The sequence below is a fragment of the Enterocloster bolteae genome, from assembly GCF_002234575.2.
In the GTDB taxonomy this organism is placed as follows: Bacteria; Bacillota; Clostridia; order Lachnospirales; family Lachnospiraceae; genus Enterocloster; species Enterocloster bolteae.
In genome coordinates this window covers 2,349,562-2,370,123 of record NZ_CP022464.2, presented here as the reverse complement: position 1 = coordinate 2,370,123, position 20,562 = coordinate 2,349,562, and the positions used below count along the sequence as shown (strand labels likewise).

Annotated in this window: 13 protein-coding genes, 2 tRNA genes and 3 rRNA genes; all 18 read right to left on the bottom strand. The window is 49.6% G+C overall.

What is annotated here, in order from left to right; translation table 11 throughout:
* Positions 1–6: 6 nt before the first annotated feature.
* A complete protein-coding gene (locus CGC65_RS11105) occupies positions 7–729 on the bottom strand; it encodes a DUF554 domain-containing protein (protein WP_002566943.1) in 723 nt (240 codons plus the stop codon).
* Positions 730–1,077: 348 nt separating this feature from the next.
* The gene (locus CGC65_RS11100; protein ID WP_002566942.1) at positions 1,078–2,268 is read right to left on the bottom strand and encodes a molybdopterin molybdotransferase MoeA; all 1,191 of its coding nucleotides are present in this window, start codon (positions 2,266–2,268) and stop codon (positions 1,078–1,080) included.
* A gap of 102 nt (positions 2,269–2,370) precedes the next feature.
* Positions 2,371–2,442: transfer RNA gene (locus tag CGC65_RS11095), tRNA-Gly, on the bottom strand.
* An 86-nt stretch (positions 2,443–2,528) separates the two neighbouring features.
* Positions 2,529–5,420: ribosomal RNA gene (locus CGC65_RS11090) — 23S ribosomal RNA — on the bottom strand.
* 266 nt (positions 5,421–5,686) lie between these two features.
* A tRNA-Ala gene (locus tag CGC65_RS11085) sits at positions 5,687–5,759 on the bottom strand.
* A 6-nt stretch (positions 5,760–5,765) separates the two neighbouring features.
* Positions 5,766–5,883, bottom strand: a 5S ribosomal RNA gene (rrf, locus tag CGC65_RS11080).
* Positions 5,884–5,948: 65 nt separating this feature from the next.
* Positions 5,949–7,482 (bottom strand): 16S ribosomal RNA (locus CGC65_RS11075).
* Together the 16S, 23S and 5S rRNA genes with 2 tRNA genes alongside form the textbook arrangement of a ribosomal RNA operon.
* Positions 7,483–7,979: 497 nt before the next feature.
* Positions 7,980–8,468 (bottom strand): DUF6672 family protein, encoded by a 489-nt coding sequence (locus CGC65_RS11070; protein ID WP_002569316.1) that lies wholly within the window; start codon positions 8,466–8,468, stop codon positions 7,980–7,982.
* The gene (locus CGC65_RS11065; protein ID WP_002569317.1) at positions 8,465–9,592 is read right to left on the bottom strand and encodes an ABC transporter permease; all 1,128 of its coding nucleotides are present in this window, start codon (positions 9,590–9,592) and stop codon (positions 8,465–8,467) included. The genes CGC65_RS11070 and CGC65_RS11065 overlap by 4 nt, the downstream gene beginning before the upstream one ends.
* Entirely contained in the window at positions 9,589–10,668 is a 1,080-nt protein-coding gene (locus CGC65_RS11060) for an ABC transporter permease subunit (protein WP_002569318.1), read from the bottom strand. The genes CGC65_RS11065 and CGC65_RS11060 overlap by 4 nt, the downstream gene beginning before the upstream one ends.
* A 13-nt stretch (positions 10,669–10,681) precedes the next feature.
* Positions 10,682–12,271, bottom strand: a complete 1,590-nt coding sequence (locus tag CGC65_RS11055; protein WP_002569319.1) for a sugar ABC transporter ATP-binding protein — start codon at positions 12,269–12,271, stop codon at positions 10,682–10,684.
* A 79-nt stretch (positions 12,272–12,350) separates the two neighbouring features.
* Positions 12,351–13,664 carry a DUF3798 domain-containing protein gene (locus tag CGC65_RS11050; protein WP_002569320.1) on the bottom strand — a complete coding sequence of 438 codons (1,314 nt, stop codon included), beginning with the start codon at positions 13,662–13,664 and terminating at the stop codon, positions 12,351–12,353.
* Between the two features lie 167 nt (positions 13,665–13,831).
* The gene (locus CGC65_RS11045; protein ID WP_002569321.1) at positions 13,832–15,355 is read right to left on the bottom strand and encodes a sensor histidine kinase; all 1,524 of its coding nucleotides are present in this window, start codon (positions 15,353–15,355) and stop codon (positions 13,832–13,834) included.
* Positions 15,352–16,032: a response regulator transcription factor gene (locus CGC65_RS11040; protein WP_002569322.1), complete on the bottom strand. Its 681-nt coding sequence runs from the start codon at positions 16,030–16,032 to the stop codon at positions 15,352–15,354. The genes CGC65_RS11045 and CGC65_RS11040 overlap by 4 nt, the downstream gene beginning before the upstream one ends.
* Positions 16,033–16,267: 235 nt before the next feature.
* Positions 16,268–16,591, bottom strand: a complete 324-nt coding sequence (locus CGC65_RS11035; RefSeq protein WP_002569323.1) for a DUF1292 domain-containing protein — start codon at positions 16,589–16,591, stop codon at positions 16,268–16,270.
* Between the two features lie 93 nt (positions 16,592–16,684).
* Positions 16,685–17,227, bottom strand: a complete 543-nt coding sequence (locus CGC65_RS11030; protein ID WP_002569324.1) for a cob(I)yrinic acid a,c-diamide adenosyltransferase — start codon at positions 17,225–17,227, stop codon at positions 16,685–16,687.
* A complete protein-coding gene (locus tag CGC65_RS11025) occupies positions 17,224–19,050 on the bottom strand; it encodes an ATP-dependent helicase (protein ID WP_002569325.1) in 1,827 nt (608 codons plus the stop codon). Before CGC65_RS11025 ends, CGC65_RS11030 begins: the two co-directional genes overlap by 4 nt.
* Before the next feature lie 11 nt (positions 19,051–19,061).
* Positions 19,062–20,513 carry a glutamate--tRNA ligase gene (gene gltX / locus CGC65_RS11020; protein ID WP_002569326.1) on the bottom strand — a complete coding sequence of 484 codons (1,452 nt, stop codon included), beginning with the start codon at positions 20,511–20,513 and terminating at the stop codon, positions 19,062–19,064.
* Positions 20,514–20,562: the final 49 nt, after the last annotated feature.

Genomic DNA, 20,562 nt, shown 5'->3' with positions numbered 1-20,562 from the left:
GGATTCCTAAAAACCCAACAGGCAGGCAATGATTGGCAAAAAAACAGCCGGCAGCAGGTTTCCTATCTTTATCTTGCTTCCAAGGACCAGATTCAGGCCCAGACCGAAAATCAGTATGGAACCAATGCAGGATACCCTGGTTATCATGATATCCGTAAGAAATGGCCTCACCAGCCCTGCCAGCAGGGTAATACTCCCCTGATAGATGGCCACGGGGAAAACGGAAAATGCAGTTCCTATGCCAAGTGCTGCTGTAAACACCACAGACAAAACTCCATCCATCACCGCCTTGGTAAACAAAGTATTATAATTATGGCTTAAACCGTCCTCCAGGGAACCCACAATGGCCATGGCCCCCACACAAAACAGCAGGGAGCTGCTGACAAAGGCCTCCACAAAAGTCCCTGATACCTGTCCTGCGGGAATCCTGGATTTGCACCACTCCCCCAGCTGCTGCAGCTTGTACTCAATATTAATCCATTCACCCAGGGCAGCGCCCGCCACCATGCACACCACACTCACCAGCGTGTCCTGTGTCTCAAAGCTGCCTCCATTTATGGTCATCAGCCCTTTGAGAGCGCCCGTAATGCCAACAAACACCACGCACAGCCCCACCGCGCTGGAAATCGTATCCTGCAGCCGTTTGGGCAGCCCGCCTTTCAATAAAAGCCCCACACCGCATCCGGCCAGTATGCCGGCCACGTTAACAATCGTACCTAATCCCGCCATTTTACTTATTCCCGCCTGTTCCTTACCCATTTCCTAAAACACTTTTACCGGTTAATCTCGCTTACCCATTTGAATACTTTTACCCATTAACAGGCTAAATCAGCCCATTTCGCCTATTATAGTATAATTTTCCAGATATGACAAGAGTCCGTTACCATGAATGTTTTGCACCAGTACTATGAATGTTTTGCACCAGTACCATAAATGCCTGGCATCCTTTCACAGTCCAGATCCAGAGATTCTAAGCATTTGGACAAGTTTATAAAAACATATACCGCCGGAGCTTTCACAAAACGGCGGAAATCCCCACCAGAGGATTTCCGCCGTACGCAAAGAATTCATATAAAGCTACATAAGCATGACTTTCACCTGTTCCCCCGCCTTTAAACCGCTGCTTCCTGCCGGGATATCTACCAGGCAGTTACAACCGGCCATACTGGACAGCATGCCCGAAGAATGGCGCCCCTCAGGCAGCCATACCTTTCCGTCCTCTATCTTTCCTCTTACCAGGCGCCTGCAGGGAGATGCCTTGGGAAATGGACTTTTAAGTATTCCAAGCAGAATCTCCGGCTTCCACTGCGCTTTTCCGCGCATCCGTTCCAGCACCGGCCTCACCAGAACCTCAAACGTGGCCGCCGCCGCAAAGGGATTCCCGGACAGGCAGAATACAGGCTTGCCCTCCACTATCATTGCCAGCATGGGAGAACCCGGCTTAACATTGATTCCGTGAAACAGCACATCCGCTCCAAGGGCTTCTGCCACATAAGGCATGCAGTCCCGCACACCCACCGATACACCGCCGCTGGTAATCAGAGCATCGCATTCCGTCAATTGTTTTCTGATTTCTTCGGCCAGCTTCTCTGTGTCGTCTCCTCCACGTTGGAGAAGAAACGGCTTCATTCCCAGCTCCCTTATCCTGGCGGCAAGAAGGGGGCCATTGCTGTCATAAATCTTTCCCGGCTCCAGAGGGGTTCCCACAGGCACCAGTTCATCCCCCGTGGCCATAATGGCTACCACAGGCACGGAATATACCGGTATGGTCTCAATTCCCTGACTTGAAAGGATTCCTATGTGGGAAGAATGTATCGACCTTCCCTTTTCCATAAGCAGTGCTCCCCTGTATGTATCTTCGCCTTCTTTACAATAATTTCCATAAGATGCGACGGATTGGTATATCTCAACCGATTCGCTTCCCTCGTCAGTCCGCTCCTGCATGATAACACCGTCCGCTCCCTCCGGTATAGGGGCGCCTGTCATAATTCTGGCGGCCTCCCCCGGACCTATCTTTAATTTAGGATACATACCAGCGCAGATGTGCTCGATTACATTCAGTCTTACCGGATTCTCCTTTGACGCCCCTGTCGTGTCCTGGCTTCTGACTGCATAACCATCCAGCGGAGACCGCGGGAAGGGAGGCTGGTCCATGACTGCGTATATATTTTCAGCGCACACTCTTCCCAATGCCTCTGTCACCCGTACGGTTTCAGTCTCTTCCTTCATCTTAATCTTCATGAGGCGTTCCTGGGCCTCCTCCAACATGATTGGATTCCTTTTTCTCATCTGCTTCCTCTCCCATGGCAAATCATATGCAAAAAAGCCGGGAAACCCTGATGAATCAAGGCCCAGCCAATAAAACAAAAAAGCGCGAGACGGGATTCGAACCCGCGGCCCCCACCTTGGCAAGGTGGTGCTCCACCCCTGAGCCACTCGCGCATTTAGTACATATACAATTATAATACGTACCCTCAAAACCACATATTGAATTCCGATTGTTTCACAAACCTTTTTCCCTTAACCTTCTGGATAAGCCCTCGACCGATTAGTATTAGTCAGCTCCGTACATTACTGCACTTCCACCTCTAACCTATCTACCTCGTCGTCTTCAAGGGGTCTTACTCGCTTTCGCGATGGGATATCTCATCTTGAGGGGGGCTTCACGCTTAGATGCCTTCAGCGTTTATCCCGTCCAGACTTGGCTACCCTGCCATGGCCTTGGTAAGCCAACAGGTACACCAGCGGTCTGTCCATCCCGGTCCTCTCGTACTAAGGACAGCTCCTCTCAGATATCCTACGCCCGCGCCGGATAGGGACCGAACTGTCTCACGACGTTCTGAACCCAGCTCGCGTACCGCTTTAATGGGCGAACAGCCCAACCCTTGGGACCTGCTACAGCCCCAGGATGCGATGAGCCGACATCGAGGTGCCAAACCACTCCGTCGATGTGAACTCTTGGGAGTGATAAGCCTGTTATCCCCAGGGTAGCTTTTATCCGTTGAGCGATGGCAATCCCACTTTCATACCACCGGATCACTAAGTCCTACTTTCGTACCTGCTCCACCCGTCGGTGTCGCAGTCAAGCTCCCTTATGCCTTTGCACTCTTTGGATGGTTTCCAACCATCCTGAGGGAACCTTTGAGCGCCTCCGATACCCTTTCGGAGGCGACCGCCCCAGTCAAACTCCCCGCCTGACATTGTCCCCCGCCCGGGTCACGGGCGCAGGTTAGAAACCCAATATCGCAAGGGTGGTATCCCAACATTGGCTCCACACAGACTGGCGTCCATGTTTCAAAGCCTCCCACCTATCCTGTACATGCAATACCGAATCCCAGTATCAAACTGGAGTAAAGCTCCATGGGGTCTTTCCGTCCTGGCGCAGGTAACCAGCATCTTCACTGGTATTTCAATTTCACCGGGTGCATTGTTGAGACAGCGCTCAAATCATTACGCCTTTCGTGCGGGTCGGAACTTACCCGACAAGGAATTTCGCTACCTTAGGACCGTTATAGTTACGGCCGCCGTTTACTGGGGCTTAAATTCAAAGCTTCGCTTGCGCTAACCTCTCCTCTTAACCTTCCAGCACCGGGCAGGCGTCAGCCCATATACCTCACCTTACGGTTTTGCATAGACCTGTGTTTTTGCTAAACAGTTGCTTGAGCCTATTCTCTGCGGCCACATCTCTGTGGCACCCCTTCTCCCGAAGTTACGGGGTCATTTTGCCGAGTTCCTTAACAATGCTTCTCCCGCCGGCCTTAGGATTCTCTCCTCATCTACCTGTGTCGGTTTACGGTACGGGCATGTATCACACAATAGCGGCTTTTCTTGACAGCCGGAATCACACACTTCGCTACTTTAGTTCGCTGCGCGTCACGTCTTCGGATTGCACGGCGGATTTGCCAACCGTACTCCTACCTCGCTTGCCCCGGTATTCCCATTCCCGGGATGTGTTGTCCTTCTGTGTCCCCACAGTTCTGATGATACATGGTACAGGAATTTCAACCTGTTGTCCATCGACTACGCCTCTCAGCCTCGCCTTAGGCCCCGACTTACCCAGAGCAGATCAGCTTTACTCTGGAAACCTTGGATATTCGGCCTGGAGGATTCCCACCTCCATCTCGCTACTCATTCCGGCATTCTCTCTTCTTAACGCTCCACGGCTCCTTATCGGTACCGCTTCTCCGCACTAAGAATGCTCCTCTACCAATGTACTTACATACATTCCTAAGCTTCGGTGTTGTGTTTCAGCCCCGGACATTTTCGGCGCAGGACCTCTCGACTAGTGAGCTATTACGCACTCTTTGAATGTGTGGCTGCTTCTGAGCCAACATCCTAGTTGTCTTTGAAATCCCACATCCTTTTCCACTTAACACACACTTTGGGACCTTAGCTGTAGGTCTGGGCTCTTTCCCTTTTGACTACCCAACTTATCTCGTGCAGTCTGACTCCCATACATCATTTATGCGGCATTCGGAGTTTGATATCCCTTGGTAAGCTTTGACGCCCCCTTAGGAATTCAGTGCTCTACCTCCGCTAAACTAATATGAGGCTAGCCCTAAAGCTATTTCGAGGAGAACCAGCTATCTCCGGGTTCGATTGGAATTTCTCCCCTATCCACACCTCATTCCCACCCTTTTCAACGGATGTGGATCCGGTCCTCCACGGAATTTTACTTCCGCTTCAACCTGGACATGGATAGGTCACCCGGTTTCGGGTCTGCCTGTACTGACTTGACGCCCATTTGAGACTTGGTTTCCCTTCGGCTCCGAGCCTTAAGCTCTTAACCTTGCCAGTACCGGCAACTCGCCGGACCGTTCTACAAAAAGTACGCGGTCGCACCTTAACGTGCTTCCACAGCTTGTAAACACAGGGTTTCAGGTTCTTTTTCACTCCCCTCCCGGGGTCCTTTTCACCTTTCCTTCACAGTACTATGCGCTATCGGTCACTAAGGAGTATTTAGCCTTGGAGGGTGGTCCCTCCGACTTCCCACAAGGTTTCTCGTGTCTCGTGGTACTCTGGATCCTGCTGCTTCCTATTGTTTTCGTGTACGGGGCTTTCACCCTCTCTGGCCTGACTTCCCAGACAGTTCCACTAACAAATCGGTTCACGTTTGCAGTCCATAACCCCAGCATGCACGCACGCTGGTTTGGGCTCTTCCCATTTCGCTCGCCGCTACTTTGGGAATCGATGTTTCTTTCTCTTCCTCCGGCTACTTAGATGTTTCAGTTCACCGGGTTCCCTCTGCATGGCTATGGATTCACCATGCAGTGACTGAGGTTTGCTCAGCCGGGTTTCCCCATTCAGATATCTCCGGATCAAAGGATATTTGCTCCTCCCCGAAGCTTTTCGCAGCTTATCACGTCTTTCATCGGCTCTTAGTGCCAAGGCATCCACCCTGCGCTCTTTATAGCTTAACCAAATGATTTCCCGCCGCGGGTTGCTGCGGGTCCTCTAAACGTCCATAGCGTTGGACGCTTTGGTTCTAGGTTTTCATAAACGCTTTCGCATTTACAAGTTTGTTTTTCCATACAATCTCTTGTATGGCCTCGGATGTCTTGATATTCTGATTTAGAATATACAATTCATTTTTATTCAATATGCGGTTTTCAAGGTACATATGGTATGCTTCCGTTTCCTCTGAGGTTTTAAGCATAAGCTTCTTCCTTTTGGTTACTTCAGCAAATGGAGATGGAGAGATTCGAACTCTTGACCCCCTGCTTGCAAGGCAGGTGCTCTCCCAACTGAGCTACACCCCCATAGAAATCTGGCACCCACCTGCTCTCCCATGCCGTCTCCAGCATAGTACCATCGGCCGCTTAGGTCTTAACCATCGTGTTCGGGATGGGTACGGGTGTTTCCCCTAAGCGCATCGGCACCAGAAATTCTTTGTGTCCTTTTCATTGAACACTAGACAGTATATAAAACCCTTACTTCTTCTTCCTTAGAAAGGAGGTGATCCAGCCGCACCTTCCGATACGGCTACCTTGTTACGACTTCACCCCAGTTACCTGCCCCGCCTTCGGCAGCTCCCTCTCTTGCGAGTTGGGTCACTGACTTCGGGCGTTGCTGACTCCCATGGTGTGACGGGCGGTGTGTACAAGACCCGGGAACGTATTCACCGCGACATTCTGATTCGCGATTACTAGCGATTCCAGCTTCGTGTAGTCGGGTTGCAGACTACAGTCCGAACTGGGACGTTATTTTTGGGATTTGCTCCACATCACTGTCTTGCTTCCCTTTGTTTACGCCATTGTAGCACGTGTGTAGCCCAAATCATAAGGGGCATGATGATTTGACGTCATCCCCACCTTCCTCCAGGTTATCCCTGGCAGTCTCCCTAGAGTGCCCAGCTTTACCTGCTGGCTACTAAGGATAAGGGTTGCGCTCGTTGCGGGACTTAACCCAACATCTCACGACACGAGCTGACGACAACCATGCACCACCTGTCTCTCTTGCCCCGAAGGGAAGGCGCCGTTACACGCCGGTCAAGAGGATGTCAAGACTTGGTAAGGTTCTTCGCGTTGCTTCGAATTAAACCACATGCTCCACCGCTTGTGCGGGTCCCCGTCAATTCCTTTGAGTTTCATTCTTGCGAACGTACTCCCCAGGTGGAATGCTTACTGCGTTTGCGACGGCACCGAAGGGCTTTGCCCCCCAACACCTAGCATTCATCGTTTACGGCGTGGACTACCAGGGTATCTAATCCTGTTTGCTCCCCACGCTTTCGAGCCTCAACGTCAGTTATCGTCCAGTAAGCCGCCTTCGCCACTGGTGTTCCTCCTAATATCTACGCATTTCACCGCTACACTAGGAATTCCACTTACCTCTCCGACACTCTAGCAAAACAGTTTCCAAAGCAGTCCCAGGGTTGAGCCCTGGGTTTTCACTTCAGACTTGCTTCGCCGTCTACGCTCCCTTTACACCCAGTAAATCCGGATAACGCTTGCCCCCTACGTATTACCGCGGCTGCTGGCACGTAGTTAGCCGGGGCTTCTTAGTCAGGTACCGTCATTTTCTTCCCTGCTGATAGAGCTTTACATACCGAAATACTTCTTCACTCACGCGGCGTCGCTGCATCAGGCTTTCGCCCATTGTGCAATATTCCCCACTGCTGCCTCCCGTAGGAGTTTGGGCCGTGTCTCAGTCCCAATGTGGCCGGTCACCCTCTCAGGTCGGCTACTGATCGTCGCTTTGGTGGGCCGTTACCCCGCCAACTGGCTAATCAGACGCGGATCCATCTCACACCACCGGAGTTTTTCACACTGTACCATGCGGCACTGTGCGCTTATGCGGTATTAGCAGTCATTTCTAACTGTTATCCCCCAGTGTGAGGCAGGTTATCCACGCGTTACTCACCCGTCCGCCACTCAGTCAATTAAAAATCCATCCGAAAACTTCATTTTAATTGCTTCGTTCGACTTGCATGTGTTAGGCACGCCGCCAGCGTTCATCCTGAGCCAGGATCAAACTCTCATGTTTAAAAGTTGATTCCAGGTTTCAGACTACTTAGCTTGGCTAGTTATCTTTAACCTTCATTACTTGGTTTTGTTCTGAATTTTCTCAAATCCAAAGGTCTAAACCAGACCTTTTGTTTTTAGAATTTTCAGGGTTTTACATACTGTCTAATCTTCAATTATCAAGGTTCTTTGTTGTTGGCTTGTTCAGCAGCAACTTTTATATCTTATCACAGTCGCTTGTGTTTGTCAACAACTTTTTTCATTTTTTTATTTCTTATTCTCTTGCGCTTTTGGTACTCACCGCAGCGCAAGAGATATCTTACCAGATGTTTCGACAAATGTCAACAATAATTTACAACTTTTTTTACACACCTCTTTTACACACTTTTTTACACAATACAGCCCATGCATTCGCACGGGCTGTATCAATCAACTTCATGGTTTTATCGGCAGCGGTATAGCACTTACAGACTGTGCCTGTTACAGTTATATAACAGTTATATAACAGTTATATAACAGTTATATATCTGAAGGTATCCCTTCTGCCGGAATTCCGTCAACCGGAATTTCATCGGATGATGATTCGCTCTCCTCTTCAACCACCTCCGGCGCAACCTGGAACTCGGACAGGTATGCTTCCTCAGGAAGCCCGGCCATATACGCCGGCAGGTTGATGGCAATGCCGTCCATATGATGCGGCAGGGAAACGGTCACATCGACCATCTCTTCGCTTCCGCCTTTTTCCTGAGTAATTTCCAGAGTCATTTTAAAGGTCTGGCCAATACAGGTAGCCATGCCTCTCTCCTTATCCCGGAGTTTTGCTACCTGTTCACCGTCCACATACACCACTACCTTATAAGGTGTGGTATAGGTCTGACCATTATAATCAATGGACTTATTATCTATATACACCGTATGTCCGCGGCCAATGACCATCATAATACCTGCGATAATGAGCAGGAGTAGGATTGCTCCTATTCTGAATAGAATGGTACGTTTCGCTCTCAATTCTCCCCCTCCTCACTCTGTGCAAGCTGCAGCATCTGACCAGCCTTGCCCTTAGCTCTTCGTTTTTTCGTCTCATACATGATAAGAGCAACGGTGATAACACCATAGGAGATGAATACACGGAAATACTCACCAATCATGGAATCACCGGTAATGGTTGCGCCTGCTTTGGGCGCCACAATGAACATCAGGTGGAACAGGATGACTCCAAGGAATACGTTGCCAATGGACGCCCTGTCAACAGAGGCTCCGCCCACAAGCAGGGCTGCGATACAGAACATACCAATCTGTGTATGGGAACTGTAGGTGGAAATATTGCCCATATTCTGCAGGTAGATAACCATGCCAAGTCCGGCGAAAACCGTTGACATGATAATGGCGATAATACGGGTCCTCTCCACCTTGATGCCTGCGTCACCGGCTACATCCATATCCTGGCCAACGGCACGCATGTCCTGGCCCAGCTTTGTCTTGCGGAACCATATGATAAACAAACACAGCAGGGCAATGATAATAAGGGTCAGTACCGGAATCTTGACACCTCCGATATGGATGGCCAGAAGATTGTCCAGATACTGCCTCATATGAAGAAGGCTGACCGTGTTGCGGACACCATAACCTCTTGGCAGCTTAATGGAGGAATGGATAATCGGAATAATGGAACCCATCATGTACAGAACCACCAGCTGATACAGACCATTCATGAAGAAGCTGATGATATAGCTGGTAACCATCTCCCTGCCTTTGGCCATGTTGAGCATCTTACCGCAGAAAAGGCCCAGCAGAATGGAAATCGGTATGGAAATGATCATGGCAAGGATAATGCCGGGTATTCCCCATATCTGCCAGTCGGCCACAAAGATAAGGCCGATTTCACCTGCCATAGCGCCCAGAGTCATACCGAAGTTAAGTCCCATGCCGGCCATAATGGGAATCAGCAGGCTCAGGATCAGGAAGGCATTCCTGCCCAATCTGGTGACAATCTCATTGAGCAGATACCCCGGAGAAAAACCGGATATCGGAATGCAGACGGCGCAGATAATGATAAACATCAGCGGCACAGAGTTATTCCGAACTAGTTCGAGAATGCTATTACTGCCGTTATTTTTCTGTTTTTTACTCATTTTGATCCCTCCGTCTTTCTGGTCAGAGCATAAAGAATCATACCATTGGAAACAACGATACGGATAACCTCGCTCATATCCATATGAATCATGGAATTCATTACCGTTGGGGTCATGGTAACAATGCCCTGGAACAGGAACGTACCTATGATTACATTGGTAATGGATGCCTTATTGACTGAAGCGCCTCCAATCAGGATTGCAGACACTGCCGGAAGCGCCATATAGAAGGGCGCCATGTAAAGCTGGATAAAGCCGAAACCCTGCTCATACATCAGGATGCCCACCGCGGCAAGCCAGGTAGACATGATGACGGAAAGCATTCTCGTCTTATCAATATTGATGCCGGATGCCCTGGCAAAATTGGGATTGGAGCCCACTGCTGTCATGGCAGTACCGGTCTTGGTGTGAAGGAACGCCCACATAAGGAAGGCAAGAAAGGCAAAGAACAGGAGGCTGCCTGTAGGTATGGAAATCTTACCGATATTAATCTGCAGGAAATTGGCCAATGCCTTATCGTAAAAACCCTCCAGTGAGATTGTTGTACGAAGGCCTTTGCCTGACAATCCCCAAACCATGGTGGGACTGCTGTATGGCAGTAAAAGCCACATCATACACATAAAGGATACGGATGAAAAGCCCACATAAGTGGCAATCATCATCTCGCCGCCTTTAATCTTGTTGAGCAGCCAGCCGTAGCCGCCGCCAAAGATCAGCGCAAACGGAGTAGCTATCAGAATAGCCATGAAAAAGCTGACAGGTCCGGTAAAGCCAAACTGAATGGACATGGTCGCACCCAGAAGACCGGAGATAATGCCTAACGGAAGGCCGAAATTAAGCCCGCAGCCCGAATGCACCATGGGCACCATTGCCAGTACCAGGACGGCATTCCAGCTGAAACGGTTAATCGTGTTGGTTATCTGTGTGGGAAGATCCGCTCCGACGATTGGCGCCAGAATGAAGAGCGCCAAAAGAAATCCGGCAATGATCAGCCTCGGCAGACCGAAGTTGTCAATCAATTCCCTGATTTTCGTCTTCTTCCCAGGATTTATTGTACTATCTTGTATTTTTCCCATGCTGTCTCCCCCCTTATTTAACCTGGCTGACCATGAGCATACCGAATTCTTCTGAAGATTCGGTCGCCGGCAGGATTCCAGCAATCTTACCGCCCGAAACAATGGCAATACGGTCACACGTGGTCCTCAGTTCCTCCAGCTCAGAGGAAATCATGACAACGGTAACTCCATGCTCCTTGTTGAACTGCTTAAGAGCATCCAGTACCAATGATTTCGCGCCCACATCAATACCTCTCGTAGGCTCGGATACAAACAGGAATTTAGGTTCAAGTGCAAAGGCCTTTGCCAGACACACTTTCTGCTGGTTTCCACCGGAAAGCTCCTTTGCCTTTTGCTTGGAGCTGGTGCATTTTATCTTTAGCTCGTCTATGTATTTTTGGGTCACTTCGTGGATTGCCTTTTCATCTCTCCAGGTAATCATTCCTCCAAGGTATTTCTTGAGGAATTTATCATGAATCTGCATGGCTGAAAATGCAATATTCCACTCAAGGGTTTCATCGAGAAGGAGTCCCACGTCCCTTCTGTCCTCAGAAACAAAGGCCAGAGAGGCGTCCAGACATTTTCTTGGGTTGTTAAGAGGAATGGGCTTGCCGTCAAATTCCACTTTGCCGCCCGCCTCGCACAGCCCCATGATTCCGTTTGGAATGCCCAGCTTTCCCTGACCGGCCAGTCCGCCTATACCAAGAATCTCGCCTTCCTTGATATCAAGATCTACATTGCGCACTGTCTCACCTGACATATCCACCCAGAGATTGCGGATAGACATGATATTCTTTGCATCCGGATTAATCCGGATATCCGCCCTGGCCGTGGTCTGGATATTTCTTCCCACCATCCACTTTGTAATATCCGCAACATCCGTTTCCTTTGCAGGCACGTCCTTTACAACGTAGCCGTCCCGCATGATAACCACCTTGTCACAGACTGTCAGAATCTCATGAAGCCGGTGTGTAATGAAAATCACGGCAATGCCTTTGGCAGCCATGCCGCGGATGGAATCCAGCAGTGCCTCTGCCTCTTTTTCCGTCAGAACAGCCGTCGGCTCATCCAGTATCAGCAGTTTCAGATTATCCTTGCTGAGCTCTCTCGCGATCTCAGTAAACTGCTTATGACCCACGGGCATATCGCTGATAACCATTTTGGCGTCAATCTTAACGCCCATCTTATCAATAGCCTGCTCAGAACGTTCGGCCATCTCCTTATAATCAAGGGTATCTAATCTGTCACCGAAAATTTCCGAGATTATATTCTTTTTCTTTGGTTCACGGTTGAGCAGTATATTATCTGTTGCCGTGAATCCCGGTATTAATGAAAATTCCTGATGCACCATGCCGATTCCGGCCTCCAATGCATCAAAGGGTGTTGAGAAGCTGACCTTCTCGCCATTAATCAGGACGTCTCCGCCATATCCGCCGGTTTCCCTAATCACATCCATTCCAAAAAGGAGTTTCATCAATGTACTTTTACCGGCACCATTTTCACCGACAAGACCCAGTACCTCGCCGGCATTCAGTGTAAAGTTAATATCAGTCAAGACCTGATTGCCAAAAAAATCCTTCTTGATATTGCGCATCTCCAATAAGGGAGTGTTGTTATTCATCATATTATGCCCACCTAACACAACAGGGGGGAGAGAAACCCCTCCCCACTGTTCTCCGTACTTATTTTTATTAGTAAGTGTCTTACTTGATGGTGAAGTATTTCTCTGGAACCTCAATCTTAGTAGAACCCATGAAATGTCCTGGATCGCCCATGATATAGGTATCCTGATATACCAGGAACACATTGTCTAACTTAACGCCGGTTTCCACATTGGTGTAATTGGAACCATTCCACTCAGCCTTAGGAGAGAATACCTGGTATGCCTTTGCAATATCATCAATGTCATCAAGCTCACTCTCGCCATTGAGGACGTTCAGTGCATGCTGTGCAAGGCCGGCAGATGTGGTATATCCATAGGAATATGCCCATGTACCGAAGTGGTCAGCTCCGCCTTTTTCAACGATAGTGGACTCAACCTTTGCAAGAATCTTATCAAAATCACCAGCTTCAGCAGTCAGATCGATACCAAGAGCGCCTGGATAACCCATCAGCGGTGAAGGAAGATCTGCTTCGATGAAGTAGCCGCCGTATTCCATAAGCTGCTTTAACAGCGGCTCTGTATGGGCGTCATTTGTACAGAAGTAAGCGGCGTTCTCGCCGTACTTCTCAACCCACTCCGGAACCTTCTCAAGTATGTACGCCTGAGCACCGGCAACACCTACGTCAGAGGTTGGATCCGGAGCTGTCTCAAGTACGAATTCCATGCCGAATTCCTTGCAGGCTTCCTTCATAACAGCCACACGGCGGCTCATAGTCTCATAAGCCATGTGACGCGGGAAGGAAATATGTACAAACGTATCACAGCCCAGTTCATGAGCGGTACGGATGATCAGGTAGCCACGGGCAACGAAGTCGTTGTTGCAGACCAGGTCAGCTGCGCTGCCAATCTCAGGAAGATCCTCATGTCCCTCGCCGGCAATACAGAGAATGTCAGGGCGGGTCTCTTTGATCTTACGGAAAGCCTCGGTTGTGCCTGGAACAGACTGGTTCATGATGATTGCTTTCATCTTAGGATCATCAGAAAGGTTGACAATGGTCTGGATGGTGGTCTCTAACTCCTCCGTGAAGTTGTCCGGATAAATAGCCAGCTTAACCATGTCCTCGCCGTACATAGCCTGGAACGCCTCAGCGCCACGCCTGTCATCCTCGGACTGGGATACGGAACCGGTTACGATACCAATGTGGAAATCGCTGGCTCCCTCTGTGTCAGATGCCTCAGAATCCTCTTTTTCATCCTCTTTTTTGGCATCATCCTTTGCCTCTTCCTTCTGAGCCTCGGTAGCCTGGGTATCAGCTGCCGCTGCGCTCGTACCTGTGCCAGAAGAACTGCCACAGCCAGCAAGCCCTGTCACCATGGCTGCTGCAAGCATAACGCCTATTAACTTTTTTCTCATACTTACCTCCAAAATTTTTTTTACAAGGGGACAACAGTTACTTTTTAATTGTAGCATATGCTCATATTTTGTCAATAGTTATAAAATCCATTTTGGCGGCGGTCCAAATTTATGCACATTTCCAAATTGTCAAAAAGAACTGTAAAATACTGTATTTTAAGCCATTTTTATACCCCGCTGTCCACTGTAAACCAGAACTCCACCCCCCCGTCCACATTTTCAACACCGCAGGATTTGTTGTGTGAATCCATGATTGCCTTGACAATGGAAAGTCCGATGCCGCTGCCTCCGTATTCCCTGGTCCTTGCCTTATCCACTTTGTAGAACTTGGTCCAAAGATTATCCAGATCCTCCTCGGGTATATGCTGCCCTGTGTTAAATACCGTGATGCGTACCTGGTCCCCTTCCCTGAATATGCTGATAGTAATTTGCCGCTCCCCGTCCAGGTGATTCATGGCATTGTTCAGGTAGTTGGTGATGACCTCCTCTATCTTAAACTCATCCGCCCACACCCATACAGGCTCCTTCTGTTCAAATACAACCCGGGCCTCCTTTTGCTGCAGCAGAATGCCGGCTGATGCCAGGATGCCGCGGATCAGGGCTGTGATATCAAACCGTTCCATCACAGGCATGTCGTTGCCGAATTCCAGGGCGGTCAGGGTCAGGAGCTGCTTCACCATCTTATTCATCTTTCCGGCTTCGTCCATGATGACCTCACAGTAGTAATTCCGGCTGTCCTCATCCTCCGCCATGCCCTCAGTCAGCCCCTCTGCATATCCCTGTATCAGGGCAATGGGGGTCTTAAGCTCATGGGACACATTGGCAATAAACTCCTTGCGGGTTTCATCAATTTTTATCTTTTCCTCAATGTCCTTTTGCAGCTCGTTATTGGCTGTCTTAAGCTCACCAATGGTATCCTTAAGCCGTTCCGACAATGTATTCATGCTGTGGCCCAGAACTCCAATCTCATCCTCCGAATCCCCTGTGTAGCGCGCCTCAAAATCCAGCTCCGACATTCGGGCGGACAGCGCTGCAAGGGAACGTATGGGCGACACCACCTTTTTGGTTGCATAGTACATGAGGGCGCTTCCCAGCACAAGGGCAGCAAGTCCCACATAAGCCAGGAACTCATTGGATATGCTTACGCTGTCGTGAATGCTGGCCAGGGGCATGGACATGATAAACATGGTTCTGTTATCGTCAAAAAAACCCCAGCTCTGGAGGTAATATCCCTGTGACCGTCTGTCATATATCTTCTGCACCTGATGGTCGTCCTGGGATATCAGGGTCTCCGTCCTGGGGTCGATGATTCCTAATATATAGCGGTGGAGAGCATCTGCCAGGAATTTTCCGTCCTTTGCCAGCGGAATCAGCTCTCCGGTAATGCTGTCCTGAATCACGATGGTCGTATTATATTTGTCGTTCATGAGCCGCAAGAGACGGCTGGCTTCTGTCTGCTCCCCGTCGTTTGAGTACAGGCTCTGCAAATCTTCCGTGATATTCTCGCCCAGGAACTCCTTGTCCACAGCAATGGCATTCAGATTTTCATAGGCATTTTCCAAAAGCTGCAGCTTTTGTTTGGTATAGAAGCTCTCCAGAAAAAAGCTGTTCACCGCCCACATGCTGACCAGCACTGCTGCCATCAGACCAATGAATATCATGGTGAATTTTACTCTTATGGAATGCTTCATCCTTCGCTCACCTCAAATTTATAGCCCATGCCCCATATGGTCTTGATATATTCTCCTTTTTCCCCCATTTTGCTGCGCAGCTTCTTTACATGGGTGTCTATGGTACGGGCATCTCCAAAGTAGTCATAATTCCACACATTATTCAGAATCTTTTCCCTGGAAAGGGCGATTCCCTGATTTTCCACAAAGTAGGTGAGAAGCTCAAACTCCTTAAAGCTCAGATCAATCTCCTGTCCGTCAATGGTGACCTGATGGGCCGCCTTATCAATGCAGATTCCTCCCACATTCACGCTGTCCGTAGAGGCCACATTGGTCCTCCTAAGAATGGCCTCCACCCGTGCCACCAGAATCTTGGGGCTGAAGGGCTTTGATATATACTCGTCCACTCCCAGGGAAAAGCCCTGGAGCTCGTCACGCTCCTCGCTTCTGGCTGTCAGCATGATAACCGGTACCTGGGAATATTTGCGGATGGTCCTCAGAACTTCCCAGCCGTCCATTTTCGGCATCATTACATCCAGAAGAACCAGTGCAATGTCCTTTTGCGCAAAGAATACGTCCACTGCCTCCTCGCCGTCGCCTGCCTCTATGACTGCAAACCCTTTATTGGTGAGAAAATCCTTTACCAGCTTTCTCATTCTGGCTTCGTCGTCCACTACTAATATCTTAAGTGTATCCATGATACTGCCTCCTTACATATAATCTGGCCTTTTTTCATTCTTTTATAGAAATTATTTTAACAAAAATCAAGGAATATTTCCATCATTTCACACAAGTTTCACAACTAAGGGGCAGCTGTTCAGACGGCGGGAGAATTCTCGCAGAAACAGCACCGTCGAAACGTTTCACCGGAGAATAAAGGAAAAGCTCCGGGATTTCTCCCGGAGCCATTCACCTGTATCTTAATTATCCAGATTATTCTTCCTCGTCCTCACCAACCAGCTCGTCGTATTCCTGGGCATCCAGAAGTTCGTCAAATGCTTCAGCCACGATTTCGTACTCATCGTCATCCTCGATATTGTCCAGGTTAGGGGTTCCGTCCTCAGTCTCGCTATAGCGGTACAGATATACCTCGCCTTCCTCTGAGTCAGCGCCCTCCATAGGCAGAAGGGCAATGTATTCGTGCTCTCCCGCGTTAAAAACGGTCAGCACCACGCACTCCACTTCTGTATCATCATCCAGAGTAAGGGTCACTGTCATCTCCTGCTCTTCTTCATTCAGCTCTTTCTCATCTGCCATATCCTGATTCCTCTCTTATTTCCTTAAATTTAGGCTTGTTTCTTTTCTCTTACACTCTATCAGACTCACCCTGAAAATGCAAGAACATATTCTCTAATATTCGATTCCTTCCCTTGCTCCGATTCCCCTCTCGTAGGGATGGCGCCTCATAACCATCTCTGTGATATAGTCCGCCTGCTCCTGCAGGGCCTCTGAGGGACAGCGCCCTGTGAGGATGACCTCCAGGGAAGCCGGTTTTTCTTTAAGGGCCTTTATCAGCCCGGACTCGTCCACAAACCCCAGATTGCAGGCTCCAATGGCTTCATCCAGCACCAGCATGTCATATGGTTCCTCCCCGCCCGCCCCCAGGGCCATGTTCCAGGCCGTCAGTAGACAGTGGTCATAATACAGTGCAGCTGCCTTCCGCTGGGACTGGGTCATGTTCCAGGAAAAACCGAAGTTCTGGTCGCAGGGCAGCACTGTAATGCCGGGTATATGGACCAGGCCATTGACCTCCCCCGAATCATCCGTCTTAAGCAGCCTGGCCACCAGTACCCGGTATCCCCGTCCGGCAGCCCGCACAGCCGCACCTATAGCTGCCGTGGTCTTTCCCTTTCCATCTCCGCAATAGATCTGGACCAGCCCCGTTTCATTCATCCCTCTGCCTCCTCTGCAAACCTTGATATTGCCTGTTTCTTGCGGTACCGCTCCTTCACATGGTAAATATGGAGCCTCTCCTTTGCCCTTGTCATAGCCACATAGAACATTCTGCGTTCTTCCTCCACATCCGGATCCAGAACCGCCTTGTGATGGGGCGTGACGCCTTCATTGGCATCCAGGATATAGACCACCCGGAATTCCAGTCCCTTGGCGCTGTGCATGGTCATAAGGCTGACGCCCTGGCGCTGCGCATCCCTGTCTGCCGCCTGTTTCTTAAGCTGTTCCTTGTATTCCTCCATATGGATAAACCAGTGTTCATACGTCTTAAAGCCGGCTGCGCTCTCCTGAAGCTGGTCCAGTACCTCAAAGAGTTCCTCCGGCTTCATCCTTCTGGACTGGGCATATTCCCGGATATACTCATCGTACTCCACTGCCTTCCGGATATAATTGACAGCTGCAGCCGGAGCCATGTTCCTTAACATCGCCAAATCATATTCCAGCTGCTCAATCCGGTCCATCATCCAGTTCTTATCCTGGTAAAAGGATTTCACCGACTCCCAGCTGACCTGCTGGCCCTCCAGGGCATCCCGGCTGACGTAGCGCTTGGGACGGTTGATGATTTGAAGCACATTGGAACGGCTCAGATCTCCTAATGCGGCCCGGATATAGGAGATTACATTTCCGGCTATCCAGTGCTCATACAGATTTGGCACCGCATCCCTCATGTAAAAAGGTATGTTGTATTCCATGAGCTTGGAAATCAGCAGCCGCGGCCCCACGTTGGTCCGGTAGAGCACCGCCATGTCATTGTAGGAGATACCCATGGAGGCATAGTCACGTATTTCCGTGACGATTCCCAGAGTTTCGTCCATAGGTTCCTGCCATGCCTTTATGATGACCGGATGTCCGTTCCCTCTTGCCGCCTTGATCTCCTTTGGAAAACGGGTCCTGTTGTGTGAGATAACCCGCCCCGCAGCCTCCACAATCTGGCGGCTGCACCGGTAATTGGTGTCCAGGAGAATCTTTTTTGCATCGGGATAATCCCGCTCAAAGCCCAGCATCAGCTCCGGCTTTGCCCCGCGGAACCGGTAAATGGACTGGTCGTCATCCCCGACGATGAACAGGTTGTTTCCGGGAAGAGCCAGCATTTTCACAATCTCATACTGAATCCGGTTTATATCCTGGAACTCATCAATTAATATGTACCTGTATTTGTCCTGCCATGCAGACAGTATATCTTTTCTTTCCTTAAACAGCTCATAGCACATCACCAGCATGTCGTCAAAATCCAGCAGCCGGTTCTGTCTCAGCCGTGCTTCATAGCCCCGGTACAGCTGTCTGAACATATCCTCAGAACAGTTTTTTGCATAATAATGGTCCATGTCCATGAGTTCGCCCTTCACCATGCTGATTTCACTGAGCACAGAGGATATGAACTCCCCTTCATCCTCAACTTCCAAATCGCATTTTACCAGCATTTCCTTCATGTACTGAATGCGCTGTTCTTCCCTTACAATGTCTGCGGCCTTATACCGGTAAGCCAGTTTGAGAATCAGAAAAAAGACAGAATGAAAGGTCCCGAAGGAAACCCGGCTGCATCCTGCCTGTGCAATCTGTTCATAGCGCTCCTTCATTTCCCTGGCCGCTGCCCTGGTAAATGTGATTACCAGAATATGGGAGGGATCCACGCCTGCTTTTTCCGTAAGATAACGGACCCGGTTGGTGATGACTGTCGTCTTGCCGGAACCGGGTCCTGCCAAAACCAGCATAGGACCTTCCCTGTGCCGGATTGCCGTTTTTTGTGCGTCGTTAAATGCCATTTACTAGATTCCTATGCCTCAAGCATCTGTATCCCTTTGCGGATTCTGGCCAGGGACTCTTCTTTGCCCAGAACTTCCATGATTTCCGTGGCTCCGGCCGGCGTCATCTGCTTACCTGAAACAGCGGTGCGGATGGGCCACATCACAAAGCCGGTCTTAACCCCAGTGTCCTCCACATATTTTGAAAGGACACCGTAAAGGGCATCGTTGGTAAAATCATCCTGTGCTTCCAAAAGAGGCAGCACATCCGTTAAAACCTTAAGTGAAGTCTCTGCATTGGTTTTCATCTTCTTATGGGTGTACATGGCCGTATCGTATTCCGGAAGGGCCTCAAAGAAATCCACATGGTCCGCAATGTCGGGGAACACTTCAATCCTTGTCTTGACCATGGCAGCTATCTTCCTGAGATCCAAATCCCTGCTGACAGCTGCCTTCAGATATGGCTCAGCCATCCCGTAGAAGGTATCAAAATCCATTGCCTTCATATATTCGCCGTTCATCCACTTAAGCTTTGTCATATCAAACACAGCAGGGGATTTGCTCATGCGGTGGTAATCAAATTCCTTTACCATCTCCTCCAGGGAGAATATTTCCCGATTGTCCTCCGGTGACCAGCCCAAAAGAGCCACGTAGTTCACCACGGCCTGGGAGATAAAGCCCTGCTCCAAAAGGTCCTCAAAGGAGGAATGTCCGCTTCTCTTGCTCAGCTTATGATGGCTCTCATCTGTAATCAGCGGACAGTGTACATAGACCGGCACATCCCACCCGAAGGCGGCATAAAGCCTGTTGTACTTGGGTGATGAGGACAGATATTCATTTCCCCTTACCACATGGGTAATTCCCATCAGGTGGTCGTCCACCACATTTGCGAAATTATAGGTGGGGTATCCGTCTGACTTGATGAGGACCATATCATCCAGCTCGGAGTTGTCCACCGTGATATCCCCGTAAATCTCGTCCTGGAACGTGGTGGTTCCCGTGGCGGGATTGTTCTGGCGGATGACATAGGGCATACCTGCTGCCAGGTTGGCTTCCACCTCTTCTTTGGATAAATGGAGACAGTGCTTGTCATATGTCATGATTTCCTCTCCATTTACAGTTGTCTTAAGGGAAGCCAGACGCTCCGGTGTACAGAAGCAGTAATAAGCCTCTCCTTTTTCCACCAGCTTTTTTGCGTATTCCAGGTAAATGCCGGATGCCTGGCGCTCACTCTGGACATAGGGGCCGCATCCGCCGTCCTTGTCAGGTCCTTCGTCATGAATCAGGCCCGTGTCCTTCAGGGTCTGGTATATGATCTCCACTGCCCCTTCCACGAAACGTTCCTGGTCTGTATCTTCAATACGGAGAAGGAAATCCCCTCCCTCATGCTTTGCTATGAGATAGGCATACAATGCCGTCCTTAAATTTCCCACATGCATCCTGCCTGTGGGGCTGGGTGCATACCTTGTCCTTACTCTGCTCATGTTAAAGTCTCCTATATTCTTCTCAATCTGATAACTCAAAAACCATTAT